The 16,432-nt window shown below is 65.0% G+C and carries 20 protein-coding genes; 18 read left to right on the top strand and 2 right to left on the bottom strand.

The features are described from left to right. Positions 1–2 precede the first annotated feature (2 nt). From Q1W26_RS02740 to Q1W26_RS02680, 14 genes are all read left to right on the top strand, one after another. Positions 3–971 (top strand): hypothetical protein, encoded by a 969-nt coding sequence (locus tag Q1W26_RS02740; RefSeq protein WP_300435541.1) that lies wholly within the window; start codon positions 3–5, stop codon positions 969–971. A gap of 1 nt (position 972) precedes the next feature. Then, the gene (locus tag Q1W26_RS02735) at positions 973–2,730 is read left to right on the top strand and encodes a hypothetical protein (protein ID WP_300435539.1); all 1,758 of its coding nucleotides are present in this window, start codon (positions 973–975) and stop codon (positions 2,728–2,730) included. A gap of 163 nt (positions 2,731–2,893) precedes the next feature. Continuing rightward, positions 2,894–4,102 carry an AAA family ATPase gene (locus tag Q1W26_RS02730; protein ID WP_300435536.1) on the top strand — a complete coding sequence of 403 codons (1,209 nt, stop codon included), beginning with the start codon at positions 2,894–2,896 and terminating at the stop codon, positions 4,100–4,102. A 1-nt stretch (position 4,103) separates the two neighbouring features. Continuing rightward, positions 4,104–4,301 carry a hypothetical protein gene (locus Q1W26_RS02725; protein ID WP_300435533.1) on the top strand — a complete coding sequence of 66 codons (198 nt, stop codon included), beginning with the start codon at positions 4,104–4,106 and terminating at the stop codon, positions 4,299–4,301. After that, entirely contained in the window at positions 4,298–4,744 is a 447-nt protein-coding gene (locus tag Q1W26_RS02720; protein WP_300435530.1) for a hypothetical protein, read from the top strand. Before Q1W26_RS02725 ends, Q1W26_RS02720 begins: the two co-directional genes overlap by 4 nt. After that, positions 4,741–5,316 (top strand): hypothetical protein, encoded by a 576-nt coding sequence (locus tag Q1W26_RS02715; protein ID WP_300435527.1) that lies wholly within the window; start codon positions 4,741–4,743, stop codon positions 5,314–5,316. The genes Q1W26_RS02720 and Q1W26_RS02715 overlap by 4 nt, the downstream gene beginning before the upstream one ends. Further along, complete coding sequence (locus Q1W26_RS02710) at positions 5,313–5,639, top strand: hypothetical protein (RefSeq protein WP_300435525.1); 327 nt, start codon at positions 5,313–5,315, stop codon at positions 5,637–5,639. Before Q1W26_RS02715 ends, Q1W26_RS02710 begins: the two co-directional genes overlap by 4 nt. Next, positions 5,632–6,258 (top strand): DUF3164 family protein, encoded by a 627-nt coding sequence (locus tag Q1W26_RS02705; RefSeq protein WP_300435523.1) that lies wholly within the window; start codon positions 5,632–5,634, stop codon positions 6,256–6,258. Before Q1W26_RS02710 ends, Q1W26_RS02705 begins: the two co-directional genes overlap by 8 nt. A 1-nt stretch (position 6,259) precedes the next feature. Continuing rightward, a complete protein-coding gene (locus Q1W26_RS02700; RefSeq protein WP_300435521.1) occupies positions 6,260–6,490 on the top strand; it encodes a hypothetical protein in 231 nt (76 codons plus the stop codon). 2 nt (positions 6,491–6,492) lie between these two features. Next, positions 6,493–6,684, top strand: coding sequence for a hypothetical protein (locus tag Q1W26_RS02695; protein WP_300435518.1), 192 nt, complete (start codon positions 6,493–6,495; stop codon positions 6,682–6,684). Between the two features lie 2 nt (positions 6,685–6,686). Next, on the top strand, positions 6,687–7,301 hold the full coding sequence (locus tag Q1W26_RS02690; RefSeq protein WP_300435516.1) for a regulatory protein GemA: 615 nt from the start codon (positions 6,687–6,689) through the stop codon (positions 7,299–7,301). Then, the gene (locus tag Q1W26_RS02685; protein ID WP_300435513.1) at positions 7,298–7,720 is read left to right on the top strand and encodes a Mor transcription activator family protein; all 423 of its coding nucleotides are present in this window, start codon (positions 7,298–7,300) and stop codon (positions 7,718–7,720) included. The genes Q1W26_RS02690 and Q1W26_RS02685 overlap by 4 nt, the downstream gene beginning before the upstream one ends. A 143-nt stretch (positions 7,721–7,863) precedes the next feature. Next, positions 7,864–8,040, top strand: a complete 177-nt coding sequence (locus Q1W26_RS21470) for a Com family DNA-binding transcriptional regulator (protein ID WP_366143628.1) — start codon at positions 7,864–7,866, stop codon at positions 8,038–8,040. Next, a complete protein-coding gene (locus tag Q1W26_RS02680; RefSeq protein WP_300435511.1) occupies positions 8,024–8,815 on the top strand; it encodes a DNA adenine methylase in 792 nt (263 codons plus the stop codon). The genes Q1W26_RS21470 and Q1W26_RS02680 overlap by 17 nt, the downstream gene beginning before the upstream one ends. 513 nt (positions 8,816–9,328) lie before the next feature. On the opposite strand, the gene Q1W26_RS02675 is transcribed toward Q1W26_RS02680, so the two are convergent. Continuing rightward, positions 9,329–10,282 (bottom strand): hypothetical protein, encoded by a 954-nt coding sequence (locus Q1W26_RS02675; protein ID WP_300435509.1) that lies wholly within the window; start codon positions 10,280–10,282, stop codon positions 9,329–9,331. A gap of 171 nt (positions 10,283–10,453) precedes the next feature. Between Q1W26_RS02675 and Q1W26_RS02670 the strand changes: the two genes are divergently transcribed. From Q1W26_RS02670 to Q1W26_RS02660, 3 genes are read left to right on the top strand one after another with little or no spacing between them, the layout of a single operon-like run. Continuing rightward, on the top strand, positions 10,454–12,895 hold the full coding sequence (locus Q1W26_RS02670) for a TonB-dependent receptor (RefSeq protein ID WP_300435507.1): 2,442 nt from the start codon (positions 10,454–10,456) through the stop codon (positions 12,893–12,895). Positions 12,896–12,914: 19 nt separating this feature from the next. Then, entirely contained in the window at positions 12,915–13,445 is a 531-nt protein-coding gene (locus Q1W26_RS02665; protein ID WP_300435505.1) for a hypothetical protein, read from the top strand. Beyond that, complete coding sequence (locus Q1W26_RS02660; protein ID WP_300435503.1) at positions 13,442–14,080, top strand: response regulator transcription factor; 639 nt, start codon at positions 13,442–13,444, stop codon at positions 14,078–14,080. The genes Q1W26_RS02665 and Q1W26_RS02660 overlap by 4 nt, the downstream gene beginning before the upstream one ends. Positions 14,081–14,130: 50 nt before the next feature. On the opposite strand, the gene lplT is transcribed toward Q1W26_RS02660, so the two are convergent. Further along, positions 14,131–15,393: a lysophospholipid transporter LplT gene (gene lplT, locus Q1W26_RS02655; RefSeq protein WP_300435501.1), complete on the bottom strand. Its 1,263-nt coding sequence runs from the start codon at positions 15,391–15,393 to the stop codon at positions 14,131–14,133. 126 nt (positions 15,394–15,519) lie between these two features. On the opposite strand from lplT, the gene Q1W26_RS02650 reads away from it, so the two are divergent. After that, a complete protein-coding gene (locus Q1W26_RS02650; RefSeq protein WP_300435499.1) occupies positions 15,520–16,431 on the top strand; it encodes a LysR family transcriptional regulator in 912 nt (303 codons plus the stop codon). The last annotated feature ends 1 nt before the right edge of the window (position 16,432 follow it).

The following is a 16,432-nucleotide window of genomic DNA, read 5'->3' as shown; positions in this document are numbered from 1 at the left end:
CCATGGGACGCAAACCTACCCCTATCGCAGCACCCGAAACCCTGCCGGCACTGGATGCTGGGCTGATCGCCGAGGAGGGCCAGGCCCTGACCGAAGTTGGCGCACGCGATCGGCTGCAGAGTTCGTCGCTTGAGGTCGGCAAGTTGGTCGGCCGTCTCGAATCGACGCTTTTTCTGCGACACGTCGCAGACAAAATGATTGCGGAGACATTCATCCAGCTTAGGGATGACAAGAAATACAAAGACTTAGATTTTGCTGACGCATCCGGAAATCTGCGACGGTTGCAGACTTTGGAGGAGGCGTGCGATGCACTGATCGGCAAGAGCTATCGGACATGCGCAGAAATTGCCCAGAACTATGAACTGCTCGGCGACCGCATTTTCGAGTCTGCTGAGCGACTTGGACTGCGGGCCAAAGATTACCGAGCCCTGCGTGCGCTCCCCAACGACGACCAGGCCCTGGTCAAGTCTGCCATCGCCGACACCAACGACCGAGACACCGTTACCGACCTGATCGGCGAGCTGACCGAGCGCCACGCCAAGAAGCTCGCCGAGAAGGACCGGGTGATTGCCGACCTGGGCCAGAAGGTAGAGCTGAAGGAGCGCCGGATTCACGTGCTCGGCGAGGAGCGGGACGGGCTGAAGGAGCAGCTGATCGGGATGACGCTGACCCAGGACGCCAACCGCAAGGTGGCCCTGGAGAAGCGCAACCGGGCCCTGGGGGCGCTGCGCGATGCCTCCCTGGCGATGCTGGTCTACGTGAGCCGCTTTGACCAGGCGGTTGCCGACGTGATGGCCCTGGGCGATGCGACCGCCGCTACCGAGGCGGCCGACACTCTGCGCGCCACGTACCAGCGCCTGGCAGACCTGGCCAACGCCCACGGGATGCCGGTGGATTTTGCCGAGGTGGTGATGCCGCCCTGGCTTGCCGACATGACCGCAGCCCCCGCGGCCGAGGCAGAGGAGTTCTGACATGGACGCCGCCACGGTGGTGGAACTGGAGCTGCTGCGCGAGCTGGCCGGCCGGCTGAAGGCCGCGGGCCACCGGGAGCGCGGGGCGATCATGCTCGACGCGGCCACGCGCCTGGGCAAGAGCAAGGCGACGCTGTACGCCCGCCTGAAGGCGGCGGGCCTGTACGACGCCGGCCGCAAACAGCGCGCCGACGCGGGCCGGATTTCGGTGAGCGAGGATGTGGCGCTGGCTGCGGCGGGCTTGATCCACCACGGCACCCGGGCCAACGGCAAACGTAATTTCAAGCTCGGCGCGGCCGCAGACCTGCTTCATGCGCAGGGCCTTGGAAGGGTCGACGGACTGACGGGGGAGATCGTCAAACCATCGGCGACAACGCTGACGCGTGCGATGCGCGCCTATAGCTGCCATCCGGATCAACTCTCGGCCGGCCATGCTGCGGTGCACATCAAGTACGCCCACCCCAATCAGGTTTGGCAGATCGACAGCTCGGTGGCGGTGCTGTTCTACGCGCCGGGTGGCGGCATCCGGGGCGTGGAACTGCTGGATGAAACCGAGGTGTACAAAAACAAGCCCGATGCGCTCAAGCGTGTGCAGAACGATTTGTGCATCCGCTGGATGGTGACTGATCCGTACTCCGGGTCTTACTTCGTGCGCTATTTCGCCGGCCACGAGGATTCGATGGGCTTTATCGAGTTTGTGATTGAAGCGATGCAAAGCCGCGGCGAGCCGATGCACGGCGTGCCCCTCAACTTTGTGCTGGATAAGGGCAGCGCCGGCCGGGCGGCCCATGCACGGCGCTTGCTCAAGCAGCTCGGCATTACGGTGCATGAGCACGCTGTTAAGAAAAGCCGGGCCAAGGGCAGCGTGGAGGGCATGCACAACATCTGGGAGCAGGTGTTTGAGAGCCGGCTGTTCATGTGGCTGCCAGAGAACATTGCCGCCCTCAATGCCCGCGCCGACCAGGTGCGCGCGGCGCATTGCAGCAAGGCGATCCACAGCCGCCACGGGCTGACCCGCTGGGGCATGTGGCAACGCATCACCGCCGAGCAATTGCGACTGGCACCAAGCATCGAACTGATGCGCGACCAGGTTGCCGGCAAAGACGAAACGCGCCTGGTGGACGACCAATCGACGATCAGTTTTGCAGTGAAGGGCTTTGGCAGCCGCACGTATTACGTGGGCGGCGTACCGGGGGTGCAGATCCGCGAACGGGTGACGGTGCGGTTGAACATGTACCGCGCGCCGGCCATCGACCTTGTGATGTGCGACGCGGACGGCACGGAGCGGCTCTACACCATCGCCCCAGCCGAGAAGGACGCGGGGGGCTACTTCGACCACGGGGTGGACTTTGGCACCTACAAGGCGCTGCCCAAGAGCGCCTCCGAAAAGCAACTCGACCGGATCAACCAGGCGGCCTATGGGGTGCCCAGCGCCCTGGAAGTGGCCACCGCCCGCAAGGCACGGGCGAACGCCTACGAAGGCACGCTGAACCCGTTTGCTGATTTCGACGCGGTGACGGTGCCGACCTACCTGCCCAAGCGCGGCATCGATCACCCGATGGAAACGGCAGCCCGCGAGCTGCCGCCGGTGGCCACGCCCGATGCGGTGCGCCGCCTGAAGGCCGCCGGCGACACCCGCCCCGATGTGTATGCGCAGCTGATCGCCGAGCACGGCGCCGAGGTGCCCGCGGCCTGGCTGGAAGCCCAAATTGCGGCCCTGCAGGCGGGCGCCGATGGGCGCAAGGCGAGTGGTTTTTAAGAAGGTTCCGGCCCGGTGTGCGCCAACACACCAGGCCGGAGAGTGGGGCACCGAATGTATCGGGCCCCGTGTCGCAGCAACGACGTGAGGAGTTTAACCGTGAAACACCCAACAACCCGAGGGCTCGGCCATGAAGCCCGCCTTTAAACGACCGGAGTACCACATGCCCATCAAGCTCAAGTCGGTGCTCCAGCGCCATGGCATCACACAGACGGATCTCGGCGCGGCGGTGATGCAGGCGATCGGCAATCCGATGGACACGACGGCGATGAACCTGCTGTGCAACTGGGCGCAGTGGCCCAAGCGCACCCCGGAAGCGTCGATCCGGCAGCAGATTGCCGACGTCCTGCGCGCCAAGGGCGTGCCGGATGGCGAGATCGCCACCGCGTTCGATCCGGACGACGAGATTGGCCGGGGCGGCCGCAGAAGGCCCCTGGCCGCGGTCCCCGAAACCCCTGACACCCCCAAAACCCCCGAACCCGACCCCTATTTGCTGGAACCCGCAATGCTGACCGCTCAAGCCAAACGCCATTTCAAGCTGATGTTCAACCCCTTCGGGGCCGACCCGCAGTGCGCCGACGACGTGTATCTGGGCGACGAACAGCGCTACGTGGCATCGGTGATCGTGGAGGGCATCCATAACGCCCGCATGATCGCCGTGGTGGGCGAGTCGGGCTCGGGCAAATCCACGATCTGGGAGTGGGTGCAGGACCAGGTGCGCGAGCAGAAGCAGCCGGTGCACCTGATCCAGCCGAAGGTGACGGACAAATCCCGGCTGACCGGGGTGGGCATCCTGCAGGCGATCGTGCGCGACCTGGAGCCCCACGCCACGCTACGCCAGTCGGCCGAGCTGCTGGCCCGCCAGGCGCATGAGCTGATCGCCAACCGGGTGGCCGAAGGGCAGAAGTGCGTGCTGGTTTTTGAAGAGGCCCACGACATGACAGTGGCCGCCATCAAGCAGTTGAAGCGCTTCCACGAATTCAAGCTGGGCTGGAAGCGGGCGCTGGGAATCATCCTGCTGGCCCAGCCCGAACTGCTGCGCAAGCTGAACGCCAAGGGGCTGGAGGCACGGGAGGTGAAGAACCGCCTGGAGATCGTGCGCATGCTACCGCTCGATTCTGATCTGGAGGCCTACGCCGCGCACCGCCTGGCCCGCGCCGGCCAGAAGCCCGACGCGCTGTTCGCCCCCGACGCCTGGCAGGCGATCCGCGATGTGCTGCGGGCCAGCGACGCCGACGGCAACACGGTGTCGCTGTGCTACCCGCTGCTGGTGGGCAACCTGGTCACGCTGGCGCTCAACGGTGCGGCCGAGCTGGGCGCCCCGCAGATCGACCGCGGCATCGTGCTCGATGCGAAGAAAAAGGGGAACTGACATGGCCACCCCAAAACAACGCTTTGCACTTTCCCTCGTAGTGGCCTTCGGGCTGGGCGTGTTGATCACGCTCGAGCGCGTGGGCACCGATGCCGAGGCGCGTATCCAAGCCGCCCGCCGCATGGCCCTTGAGTGCATCGAGCCCGGCCCCGTCGAGATGATCGCCGAGCCGCAAACCGAAACCGGAGACAAAGCATGAACGCCCCCCTTCCTACTCATGTGCCCCGCAATCGCGATGCCGACCGTGCCGAAGCCGAACGCCTGGTGGGCGAGCTGTACAAGCAGGTGACCTTGGTGAACGAAACGGCCGACGTCACCACGGAAACGATCGCGTTGGCCGAGCTTAACCGGCTCTCAGCAGACCTGCGCTTTGCTGCCGATTTGCTGTTTGCCTACCAGGCCGGCCTGGCCGTTTCAACGCCTGATCCGGCCACGGGCCTGATGCTCGTCGAGCGCATCGCCGTTGTTACCGAGCGCCCGCCTGTGGATGAAATTGTGCTGATCTGGATGGCCGACAAGCTCGGAGGGCAACTCCCCTGGCTGGGCCACATGGATGAGCGTGGCGGCTGGTGGTATGTGGATAGCGGCGCCGCCCGCGGGGTAACGCACTGGGCGTATCGGCCGGGAGCAACGCCGCTATGAGCGCCCACAAAACCCGCCTTTGGTCTGCGTGCTACTCCCGATCCGACATTGCCCGCGTCGAAGCCATCGAGGCCGAACTGGCCGCATGCAGCAAGCCGAAAATCTGGCTGTATGAGATTGGCACCGTGCGCCTCAAGACGATATATGCCGTGCTCGCCGGAACCTATCCGGCCAGCCCGACCAAAATTATTGAAAAGCTGGAAGCCGCCCTCGGCATGGCCCGCCCTGAAGAGGTCTGCATCCGGGCTGAGGATATCCCGCCGGCCCCCACCGGCGTTGCGCCGGTTCCCGAGTCCAACCCTGCGCTGGATGAGCAGATTCTCAGCGCACTGGTGCCGCACTCCAAGCAGCGACCGATCGCTCGCGAGGATCTGATCGCATCGATCAAAGGTAGGCGGAAGGACATCTCTGCCGCCCTTGATGCCTTGATCGTGGTGCGACGTGTATGCGACGTGATCATCACCCGCCGCAATAGCCGGCCGGTCGTCTATTGCTATCCGGCCGGGAACGTCATCAGCACGTACTCGTTTCGTGTGGCCAAGCCGAAAGCAAAGATCGAGAGACGGGTATGACGCGCCACCCAGATCACGCCTACACCCGCTTTGAACGCGACCTGCGCGACTTGCGCCAAGCCGTCGAAGCCCTGCGCATTGCCGGAGTGGAAATCATCAGCGCGGAGATCAGCAGCTTCTCCGACAGCCCGGTGATCCACGTCGTCGATCACCCCACAGTTCGGGCGATTCCGGGCCGCTACACCCGCGCCCGGATCGCTGGATCTGAAGTCCACGCCGTGCCTTACCTCGCATGCCAGCTCACCTGGCTCGACCCCTCTCCGTTGCCCGGCCTGCCGGCCAGCTTTGTACCCCTCACAGAAAGGACCGCCCACCATGGCTGAAAACTCCCAAACCGCCACTCCCGAGGGCTACTGGCGCAACGCCGCCGGCCACCTCGTGCCCGAAGCCCAGGTCAGTGCCCACGACAAGCTGCGCGACGGCGTTGCCCGCAGCCTGGTCGAATCCGCGCTTGCTGCACACGCCCAGCTGGCCGCACTCAAAAAACTAGCCCTGGCGAGCATTGCAGAGCTGGTGAGCATCAGCGCCGCACAGTACGAAGTACAGATGGGCGGCGAGAAGGGCAACGTGCAGATCACCACCTACGACGGCGACTACAAGATCCTGCGGGCCTACGCCGAGCGGATCATCTTCACGGAGCAGATCGAAGCGGCCAAAGAACTGATCAACCGCTGCATCCACCGCTGGAGCGAGGGCGCCAACGCAAATATTCGCGTCCTCATCGACCGCGCATTTCGTACCGATAGCAAAGGCCAACTGAAAACCGCCGCCGTGCTCGAGCTGCTGCGCCTCGAAATCGACGACGCCGAATGGACGAACGCCATGCAGGCCATTCGCGACAGCATCCAGGCCAGCGGCACGGCGGTGTACGTGCGCTTCTACAAGCGCGTTGGTCAGTCGGGGCAGTGGCAAGCCATCCCCCTCGACCTGGCGGCGGTGTGACATGGGCCTCGCACGCATCACCCTCATGAGCAACGCCAGCGGCAGCTGGGCTGTCCTCGGCCGCTTCGACGACAGCCCGCAGCTGCGTGCCGACCTGGACGCCAGCTGCAGCACGCTGCACTACCACTCCGACCGCCGCACCCACTTCAAGATCGTGGATGAACAGGGCAACACCCTGGCCACGCTCCGCGACGGCGCTACCCAGTTTGAAACCGTGAAAGGGAGGGGCTGACCATGCCCGAACGCACCCCCAAACAGATTGCCGCTGGCCACCGGCGGCGCCTCAAGACCATGGCCCGCAAGCTCAACGAGATGGCCGTCGAATGGAATGAGGTCGACCAGATGAACATGGAGGTCCTTGAGGTGGCAGGCGACATGCTTGAAGCGACCGGGCGGAAGCTGTACGACGACGGGGAGGACGCCTGACCATGCCCTCCGTCCCTCTCGAACGCATCCGCGCCAGCAAGATCCGGATGATCCAGGTCGCCAAGCGGGAGCTGGATCTCTCCGACGACGCCTACCGTGAGGCCGTCGGCCGCGCCGTGAAGGGCAAGTCGAGCTGCTCGGACTGCACGACCCTGCAGCTCGACCGCGTGATCGACGAACTCAAGCGGCTCGGCTTCAAACCCCGCAAGCCGGCGGCGGCGAAACCGAAGCCGGAGCGGCGCCCCCTCGACACTTCCGACGAAGGCAGCAAGGCCAGGGCCGTGTGGCTGCTGCTGGTCGAGATCGGTGCTGTTCGCGACCCATCTGAAGCCGCGCTCAACAGCTATGTGCTGAGGATCGCTGGGGTCGATGACCTGCGCTGGGTAGGGAGCATGATGCCGGTGATCGAGGGCCTCAAGGCCTGGGCTGCCCGCAAGCTCCCGGCTGCCATCCAGGCGCGGATGGAGACCCTCGCCGCAGCTGGGGCGCCCATGCGGTGGGCCTCGGTGCGCGACCTCGCCCGGAGCGTGGCGCCGAAGCGCAAGCCGGACGGCTTCGACGCGCTGCTTGCCGCATGGGAAACCCTCAAAACCGCTGACGCCGCACGGAGTCAATGATGGACGTGTGCCTGGATGATCTGCCCCAATCCGCCCGCGACCTGATCACCCAGATCGGGCTGCCGGCGACCGTGGCCCTCATCCAGGCCATGCCCGGCATCCGCTTCCCCGTGCCCCGCGGGGAGAACAACAACCCCGACGGCGCCGCACGCTTCGCCCAGCTGGTCGAGATCGTCGGCTACGAGGCAACGTTGATCCTGGTCCGGAACTACGGCGACGACCGCGGCCTGTACGTCCCGAGCTGCAAGAAAGCCATCCTCCGCGCCCGCGACCGTCAGATCATCGCCGACTACGGCACCGGCGTCACGGTCCTCGACCTCGCGCTGAAGTACCGCCTCTCGTACCGCCGCATAGAGGGCGTCCTCAACACCCCGATCACTCCGCCGCCGGCTAACGCGGCCCAACTCTCCCTGCTCTGATCAAGCGATGGAAAGAGAGACGGTGCGACCGAACCGGGTGTTGACGCACCCGTCCGGCCACTTCCAGCAGAGACAGCCTGCTTTCAGCCAGGGCACCGCCACCGTCGCGACGGCGGTGCGAGGCTATCGCAAAGGCATAAAAAATGGAAACGATTCGATGCGGTAAGTGCAACCGAAAACTTGGGGAGGGGGAATACACCCGCCTCAACATCAAGTGCCCACGCTGTGGCACCTTGAACCAGCTGAAGGCCATCGAGCCTCCCAAGTGCGCGCCCCGAGCGCCCGACACACAAGAGGCTTCACATGGCACCAATCTTTGAAAATCCGACTCAAGCCCGCCCGATCATTCCGTGGATCGGCGGCAAACGCCGCCTGGCCAAGCACCTGCTGCCCCTGTTCCCGGAGCACCAGTGCTACGTTGAGCCCTTCTGCGGCGCAGCGGCACTGTTCTTTCTCAAGCCGCCGGTGAAGGCCGAGGTCTTGAACGACATAAACGGCGACCTGGTGAACCTCTATCGGGTCGTGCAGCACCACCTCGACGAATTCGTGCGGCAGTTTCGCTGGGCTCTGGTCAGCCGAGAAATCTGGATGTGGATGAACGCCACACCGGGCGAAACGCTGACGGATATTCAGCGTGCCGCGCGGTTCTTCTATTTGCAGAAGCTGGGCTTTGGGGGAAAGGTCGACGGCCGGACATTCGGTACCGGAACAACGACCCGTGTGAGGCTCAACCTGCTGCGCCTCGAGGAGGATCTTTCGGCAGCCCACCTGCGTCTTTCCCGCTGCACTATCGAACACCTTGGATGGGCCGAATGCGTGGCCCGCTACGACCGGCCACATACCCTGTTCTACTGCGACCCGCCGTACTGGGGAACTGAAGGCTACGGCGTTGGATTCGGCCTTGATGAGTATGACCGGCTGGCCGAACTGGCCCGCGCGATCAAGGGCCGGATGGTGATCTCGGTGAACGACATTCCCGAGATGCGTCGCGCCTTCGACGGCCTCACAATGGACCGCGTCGACCTGAACTATACGGTTGGTGGCCCTGGAAGATCATCGAAGTCACCCGGTGAGCTGATCATCCGAAGCTGGTGAGAATCCTGCCCTGAAAGTGGATCGAATCGCATCGCCGCGCGGTTTTACCCCGCTAAACAGCCTTTCAGATTCGATCCCACTTGGTCCCGCCTCATCCAGCGTCATCCCGGATTTATCTCAGGATTCCCCGGTGACTTATCTCGTCTACCTTCACTCTGTTATCGTTGTCTGTGGAAATGCATCGACCCGACGATGCACCCTGTGCGATCCAGGCGCCATGCGGGGGCGACTCCAGTCGCCCGCGGAGGCCGAACCCGGGATTTACCCTGATTTTGCCGGCTGAGGGCGACTGAAGTCGCCCCTACAAAGGTACAGAACGCACCTGCAGCCGCCACAAAGATTCCACGGTGGCATGGCCAAGAAAAAAGGCCGTGGTTTCAGCCCAGCCCGACCGGGGAATTTCGCAAGGACAACTGCGGGCCAATACGCTGGACGCTGGCCCGTGCAGAAACTGCCGTGTCGTTTCAAAACCCGCAACAAGCCATGCCGGATTGTTGCGGGTTTGTCGTCAGCTCAGGCCCCCAGCGCTTCGCGCAGTTCGCGCACCTGGCCGATGCCGTCGAGGTCGCGCAGGGTGGTGAAGGCGTCTTCGGCGGTGTTGAGGGTTTCGAGGGCTTCGTCGCGCAGGCCGCCCATGGCAAGCACCTGGACAAGCAGCAGGCCGATGCCGCCGATGGCGTCGGGCTGGCCGTACTGGCAGCTCAGGTGGAAAGCTTCGGCGAGCTCTTCGTAGATCTGCTGCAGGTTGCCGCTTTCGTGTTCGCCGCGGGCGAGGCGGATGTTGGCCATGGAGTAGCGGATGTGGGCCAGGCCTTCGTGATCGCCCAGGGCGGTGACGGCCGGCAGGCGCTCGGTTTGCATGGCCATGGCTTCGTCGAGCTTGCCCTGGGCAAACAAGACGTCGGCGATGCGGCCCTGGGTGATGGCTTTTTCGCGGTTGTCGTCGAGGCGCTCGAACACGGTCAGCACTTCCTTGCCCAGGATTTCGAGGGCTTCGTCGAGCTTGTTTTCGGCCAGCAGGTTTTCGGCAAAGCCACGTCGGGCAACGGCGCCGGTGGCCGCTTCGATGTCTTCGGCCGAGGCTTCGCCGCGTACGCGGACAATCTCGAAGGGACGCGCCGGATCGGCGGCGATGAAGCCCTGCACGTCGGCGAGGAGTTCCCACGGGCAGGCGAGGAGGGCGGCGGCGAGGGGTTCGTCCGGGTTGGCGGCACGAATCTCGAGGCGCTGCGGGCCTTCGCTGCGGGCCCAGGTGCTGATCCAGGTCGGGATGTTGAGCCAGGCGAAGATTTCGCGGCCGATGGCGAGCAGCGCGTCGTCGTTGTTGGCACGGGCGGCCTCCCGGCAGCGCACGGTCCAGGCCTGCAGGCGGCCCAGGGCGTCGGCGCTGTCGAGGCGCAGTTCGTCGGGGGCGCCGTCGAGGTGGCAGTAGAGGTCGGTGGCGGTGGGCTCGATGATGGCGTGCATGGCGTTTCGTCCGGTCGGCGGAGCGGGAAGGGGAAGGGGCGTCGATCATACCGGGCGAGCCCGGAAGGGACCAAGCCGCTGCGCCCGTTGCGGGTCGGGAGTTTCTCCCATGGTGTGCCGGGCAGCGCGCCGGTAGTCTCTGCAAAAAATACGATAACGGAGACTTCGATCATGCTGCACCCAACCCGTCCGCTGCCGCCCCTTCACCCGCTGGTTTCGGCGCTTGCCCTGTGTTTTGCGCTGCCTGCGCAAGCTGTCGACGAGCCTGCAACCGTCGCTCCGACGGTCACGGTGATCGGCCAGACGCCGTTGCCGGGGCTGGAGCTGCCCCTTGGGCAGATTGCCGCACCGGTGCAGTCGGCCACGGCCGGGGATATCGATGGCAGCGGCGCGCTGGATGTGTCGGCCTTCATGAACCGCCGGCTGGGTGGCGTGCATGTGAACGAGGTGCAGGGCAACCCTTTCCAGATGGACGTGAATTACCGCGGCTACACGGCCTCGCCGCTGCTGGGCACGCCCCAGGGCCTGTCGGTGTATTTCGACGGCGTGCGCATCAACCAGCCGTTTGGCGACGTGGTGAGCTGGGATCTGATTCCGAAGGCGGCGATCGCCTCGATGAACCTGATGCCCGGCTCCAACCCGCTGTTCGGTCTCAACACCCTGGGCGGCGCGCTGGCCATCCAGACCAAGGAGGGGCGCAGCCATCCGGGGAGTTCGGTGCAGGTGACGGGGGGCTCTAACAGCCGCCGCTCGCTGGAACTGGAGCACGGCGGTTTCAACGACAAGGGGCTGGAATGGTTCGTGGCCGGCAACCTGTTTCGTGACAGCGGCTGGCGCACCAACTCGCCCTCTGACGTGCGCCAGTTTTTTGGCAAGCTGGGCTGGCAGGACGCCCGCACCGACCTGGACCTGACGCTGGCCTACGCCGACAACAGGCTCAATGGCAACGGCCTTCAGGAACGCCGTCTGCTGGCCCGCGACTACAGCAGCATCTATACCCAGCCGGACATCACGCAGAACCGCTCGCTTTTTGTGAACCTCACCGGCAAGCACAGCCTGAGCGACGCGCTGATGATTTCCGGCAACATCTATTATCGCAAGATCAACACGGCCACCCACAACGGCGACCTGAACGAGGCTTCGCTCGAACAGAACGTTTACCTGCCCGGCGAAACCGCTGCCGGCACGCCGTTTCCGTCGGCGGCCTGCATCGCCAACGCCCTGGCGGCCGACCAGCCCAACGAGAAGTGCACCGGCCTCATCAACCGCAGCCGCAGCAGCCAGGAAAACCTGGGCTTTTCCGGCCAGGCGAGTTTTTCCGGCGAGCTGGCCGGGCGCAAGAACCTCTTCATAGCCGGCGCCGGCTATGACCAGAGCCAGATCCACTTTCAGCAGTCCGGTCAGTACGGCTACATCAATGCTGACCGCAGCGTGACCCCGGTGGCGGCCTGGGCGGATGGCTCCCAGAGCGCCGATCCCGGTGAAACCAGCCTCGACTCACGGGTGAGCCTTGGCGGCCGCACCCGCACCTGGAGCCTTTTTGCCACCGACACGCTGTCGCTCAGCGAGCGCTGGCACGCCACCCTTTCCGGTCGCTATAACCGCAGCACGGTGAGCAATCGCGACCAGCTCAATCCCGGCGGCGGGGCCGATTCGCTCGACGGCGATCACCGCTTCCAGCGCTTCAACCCGGCCGTCGGCCTTACCTACACGCCGTCCCGCGCCTGGAATGCCTACGCCGGTTACAGCGAAGGCAGCCGCACCCCCACGGCCATCGAGCTTGGCTGCGCCAACCCGGACAACCCCTGCAAGCTGCCCAACGCCATGGCCGGCGATCCGCCGCTCAAGCAGGTTGTGACCAAGACCTGGGACTTCGGCCTGCGCGGCCAGGCGAGCAGCGTGACCCGCTGGAACCTGGGCCTGTTCCGCGCCGAAAACCACGACGACATTCTTTTTGTGGCGGATGACCAGCTTGGCTACGGCTATTTCAAGAACTTCGGCAAGACCCGCCGGCAGGGCGTGGAGGCCGGTGCCAGCACCGCCATCGGGGCCCTCAGCCTGGCGCTCAACTACACGTTCATCGACGCGACCTATCGCTCGGTCGAGAGCGTGGGCGGGGCCGGCAACAGCACCAACAGCGCCGGCGCCGGCCTAGAGGGCAGCATCGCGATCCACCCGGGCAACCGTATTCCGCTGATTCCGCGCCACCTCGTCAAGGCCTCGGCCGACTACCGCCTCACGCCGGCGCTGTCCCTGGGCGCCGACATGATCGCGGTGTCCGGCGCCTTTGCCCGCGGCAACGAGAACAACCAGCACCAGGCCGACGGCAGCACCTACCTGGGCCCGGGCCGCTCCGCGGGCTACGCGCTGATGAACCTCGGTGCGCGCTACGACATGAGCCGCGGGCTGCAGCTTTTCGGGCAGATCAACAACCTGTTCGACCGCCAGTACGCAAGCGCGGCGCAACTCGGCTCGACGGCCTTTTCGGCCGGCGGCAGCGTGGTGACACGGCCTTTCGGGCAGGTGGGAGGCGATTATCCGCAGGTCGGCTCGACCTTCTACGCACCGGGCGCGCCGCGTACCTTCTGGGTGGGCCTGCGCTACAGCCTGTGAGCGGAGGGCGAGCATGGACATGAGCGGCTTCGAAGACGACGAACGCCGTCGTGTGACGTCTGCCTTGCACGAGGAAATCGGCCAGGCGCTGACCGCGCTGCGCGCCAACAATGCCTTTCTGCTGCGCCAGACCGCCGCCCGGCCGGATCTGCACGCCGCCGCGCGGGATGTGGAAATCCAGGGCGCGCAGATCGCCCGCAGCCTTCACGCGCTGCTGCATCCGGCGCCGCTGCCCGAGGAGGCCGCCCAGGCGCTGCAGCCGCAGCTCCACGAACTGCTGAAAAGCTGGCAGGATTCCTCCCGCCAGTCGGCCCGCTGCCGGCTTGAAATCCGGCCGCCTCATCTTGTCCTGCCCCGTGACCTCAGCCTGACCCTTTGCCGCATGATCCATGAAGCGCTCCAGCACATTGCCCGCCAGGCCCTCACTCGCCCGGTAAGTCTCTCCGTGCGCGTTGCGGATGACGACCCCGCGGTGCTGCGCTGGGAGCTTGCCAGCGAGTCCCTGTGCCTTGCCGCCAGCCTGCCGCTGGCCACGGAGGGCGCACCATGAGCGGCCGCCTGCGCGTCGTGCTGGCGGACGATCACGCGGTGGTGCGCACCGGCTACCGGCGCCTGCTCGAACTGGAGGACGACATGGAGGTGGTGGCCGATTTTGGCGACAGCGATGCGGCCTGCGCCTGGTTTGCCAGCCACGAGGCCGACGTGCTGGTGCTCGATCTGTCGATGCCGGGCCGCGGCGGGCTGGAAACCCTGGTCCGCGTGAAGGCCCGCCAGCCCGGGCTGCGGGTGCTGGTGTTCTCGATGCACGACAGCCCGGCAATGGTCTGCCAGGCCCTGCAGGCTGGCGCGGACGGCTATCTCACCAAGAGCAGCGAGCCCGATGCGCTGATCGACGCGGTGCGCAAGGCCGCCCGCGGCGAGCGCCCGCTGTCGCCGGATGTGGCGTCGGCGCTTGGGGCCGATGCCGGCGAGGCCGCGCACCTGGCCTTGTCACCCCGGGAGTTCGAGATTTTTCGCTTGCTGGCGGCTGGGCGGACGGTGGAGCAGATTGCCGCGCGGCTCTTTCTCAGCGCCAAGACGGTGGCCAATTACCAGACGTTGGTCCGCCAGAAAACCGGCCTCGCCAGCGTTCTCGACATGTACCGTCACGCCGAAACCCACCGGCTGCTGGACGGTACGGAATAAGGCAGGGAGTCGGGCCGAGAGTCGGGCAGGGAGCGATCCCTGCCCATCGCTTAATGGTGGGCGTCTTCCAGCGACGCGACAGAGTCGAATTCGCGCTGGTTGGCTTCGTGCTTGCGCTTGACCATGTACATGGTGCCGGCCACGAACAGGCCGAAGGCGATCACGACGGTGTTGATCGAGACATCCGCGCGGATCAGCAGCGCGTAGATGCCGGTCATGATGAGGATGGACAGGTTCTCGTTGAAGTTCTGCACCGCGATCGAGTGCCCGGCACCCATCAGGATGTGGCCGCGGTGCTGCAGCAGGGCGTTCATCGGCACGACAAAGAAGCCGGACAGGGCGCCGATCAGCACCATCAGCGCCATCGCCACACCCATGTCGGTGACGAAGATCATCACGTTCACGATGACACCCATCGCGATGCCGAGCGGAATCACTCTCACCGAAGACTTCATCGTCACCATCCGGGCTGCCAGGACGGCGCCGATGGCCACCCCGATGGCCACCACGCCCTGCAGCATCGAAGCCTTGGACAGATCCAGGTGCAGCGCATGCTCGGCCCACTTGATCACGATGAACTGCAGCGTTGCACCGGCACCCCAGAACAGGGTGGTGGTGGCCAGCGAGATCTGGCCCAGCTTGTCGCGCCACAGCAACCTGAGGCAGTGGTTGAAGTCGTGCAACAGGTAGATCGGGTTGGACTTGAGCGCCTTGTGATCAACGCCGGTGTCCGGCACCTTGAGGTTGAACAGCGCCGCCAGGATGTACAGCACGCCGACCACGCAGAGGGCCATCTCGGGCACCGTGTCGATGCCGGTTTCGATCAGCGGAAAATCGAAACCCAGCAGGGACTGGGCGATGGCGGGCTTGATCAGCAGGCCGCCGACGAGGGTGCCGAGGATGATCGCGCCGACGGTCAGGCCTTCGATCCAGCCGTTGGCAACCACCAGCAGGCGGGACGGCAGGTATTCGGTGAGGATGCCGTACTTGGCCGGGGAATAGGCCGCCGCACCCAGCCCGACGACGGCGTAGGCCGCCAGCGGATGCAGCCCGACGAACATCAGCGAGCACCCGGCGATCTTGATGCCGTTGCTGATCAGCATGACCCGCCACTTGGGCATCGAGTCGGCAAAAGCACCCACGAAAGCCGCCAGCAGCACGTACGACAGCGTGAAGAACAGCTTGAGGAGCGGCTCGTATTCCTGGGGCGACTGCATCTCCCGGAGTACGTAGATGGATGCGATCAACAGGGCGTTGTCGGCCAGCGCAGAGAAAAACTGCGCCGCCATGATCATGTAGAAACCGAAGGGCATCGCTGGGAGACGGAAGCTCGGTGAATTTACGGTGCGCGCTTTATACCACGAAGGCTATGAAGGCTTCTGGCGACAAGATCAATGTTGTGCTCCAATAGCAGTATCCATAAACCGGATTTATGAACAATGGCTGATCGCCGCCTCCAGGTTTTTCACGCCGTTGCCCGGCACGGATCCTTCACCCGTGCCGCCGAGGCTCTGTTCATGACCCAGCCGGCCGTGACCTTCCAGATCAAGCAACTGGAAGAACAATTCAACACCCGCCTGTTCGACCGCGGCCACGGTCGCGTGACGCTCACCGCGGCTGGCGACATGGTCATGGCCTACGCCGAGCGCATCCTCGGGCTGACCGAGGAACTCGAATCCCGGGTGTCCGAGCTGACCGGCGAACTGTCGGGCATCCTCCACCTGGGCACCAGCACCACCATTGCCGGCTACTGGCTGCCCTGTCTGCTCGAGGGCTTCAAGCGGCGCTATCCGCTGGTCGTGCCGCGGGTGTCGGTGGGCAACTCCCACCTGATCGAGAGCCGCGTCATGGATCGTAATCTCGATGTGGGCCTGATCGAGATCGTCACCGAAGAGCCTACCCTCGACCGGGTTGCCGCCGGGCAGGACGAGCTGCAGCTGATCGTCGCCCCCGGCCATCCGCTGGCCGCCGAAAAATCCGTGCGCGCCGAACAGATGGTGGGCTACCCGCTGCTGCACCGGGAACCCGGCAATGGCATTCGCGATCTGGTGGATCAGTTTTTCATCGCGGCCGGCATTCCGCTCGAAGATCTCAACGTGACCGCCGAACTCGGCAGCCTGTCGTCGGTCAAGCACATGGCCGCTCAGGGCTTCGGCATCGCCGTGGCCTCGAGTGCGGCCATCCGCAGCGAGGTTGCCAGCGGTGCGCTGGTGGGTGTTCCGCTCAATCCGCCGCTCTACACCCCGCTGGAAGTCATCCTGCTCAAGGACAAGTTCCGCTCGCGGCTGGTAAGCTCTTTTGCCGATTTCGTCGTCGAGGAAATCGCCCGTTTGTCGTCTGAAAGAAACTGAA

Origin of the sequence: Zoogloea sp. (assembly GCF_030157465.1) — a bacterium.
GTDB lineage: Bacteria > Pseudomonadota > Gammaproteobacteria > Burkholderiales > Rhodocyclaceae > Zoogloea.
This window is presented reverse-complemented; position numbering and strand designations above follow the sequence as displayed.

Bases quoted from the DNA above. Each gene is read 5' to 3' on its own strand.
- Q1W26_RS02690 (WP_300435516.1), top strand. From the start codon at position 6,687: ATGCCCTCCGTCCCTCTCGAACGCATCCGCGCCAGCAAGATCCGGATG.
- Q1W26_RS02715 (WP_300435527.1), top strand. From the start codon at position 4,741: ATGAGCGCCCACAAAACCCGCCTTTGGTCTGCGTGCTACTCCCGATCC.
- Q1W26_RS21470 (WP_366143628.1), top strand. From the start codon at position 7,864: ATGGAAACGATTCGATGCGGTAAGTGCAACCGAAAACTTGGGGAGGGG.
- Q1W26_RS02710 (WP_300435525.1), top strand. From the start codon at position 5,313: ATGACGCGCCACCCAGATCACGCCTACACCCGCTTTGAACGCGACCTG.
- Q1W26_RS02675 (WP_300435509.1), bottom strand. From the start codon at position 10,282: ATGCACGCCATCATCGAGCCCACCGCCACCGACCTCTACTGCCACCTC.
- Q1W26_RS02735 (WP_300435539.1), top strand. From the start codon at position 973: ATGGACGCCGCCACGGTGGTGGAACTGGAGCTGCTGCGCGAGCTGGCC.
- Q1W26_RS02660 (WP_300435503.1), top strand. From the start codon at position 13,442: ATGAGCGGCCGCCTGCGCGTCGTGCTGGCGGACGATCACGCGGTGGTG.
- Q1W26_RS02665 (WP_300435505.1), top strand. From the start codon at position 12,915: ATGAGCGGCTTCGAAGACGACGAACGCCGTCGTGTGACGTCTGCCTTG.
- Q1W26_RS02720 (WP_300435530.1), top strand. From the start codon at position 4,298: ATGAACGCCCCCCTTCCTACTCATGTGCCCCGCAATCGCGATGCCGAC.
- Q1W26_RS02685 (WP_300435513.1), top strand. From the start codon at position 7,298: ATGATGGACGTGTGCCTGGATGATCTGCCCCAATCCGCCCGCGACCTG.
- Q1W26_RS02740 (WP_300435541.1), top strand. From the start codon at position 3: ATGGGACGCAAACCTACCCCTATCGCAGCACCCGAAACCCTGCCGGCA.
- lplT (WP_300435501.1), bottom strand. From the start codon at position 15,393: ATGCCCTTCGGTTTCTACATGATCATGGCGGCGCAGTTTTTCTCTGCG.
- Q1W26_RS02705 (WP_300435523.1), top strand. From the start codon at position 5,632: ATGGCTGAAAACTCCCAAACCGCCACTCCCGAGGGCTACTGGCGCAAC.
- Q1W26_RS02695 (WP_300435518.1), top strand. From the start codon at position 6,493: ATGCCCGAACGCACCCCCAAACAGATTGCCGCTGGCCACCGGCGGCGC.
- Q1W26_RS02700 (WP_300435521.1), top strand. From the start codon at position 6,260: ATGGGCCTCGCACGCATCACCCTCATGAGCAACGCCAGCGGCAGCTGG.
- Q1W26_RS02680 (WP_300435511.1), top strand. From the start codon at position 8,024: ATGGCACCAATCTTTGAAAATCCGACTCAAGCCCGCCCGATCATTCCG.
- Q1W26_RS02670 (WP_300435507.1), top strand. From the start codon at position 10,454: ATGCTGCACCCAACCCGTCCGCTGCCGCCCCTTCACCCGCTGGTTTCG.
- Q1W26_RS02650 (WP_300435499.1), top strand. From the start codon at position 15,520: ATGGCTGATCGCCGCCTCCAGGTTTTTCACGCCGTTGCCCGGCACGGA.
- Q1W26_RS02725 (WP_300435533.1), top strand. From the start codon at position 4,104: ATGGCCACCCCAAAACAACGCTTTGCACTTTCCCTCGTAGTGGCCTTC.
- Q1W26_RS02730 (WP_300435536.1), top strand. From the start codon at position 2,894: ATGCCCATCAAGCTCAAGTCGGTGCTCCAGCGCCATGGCATCACACAG.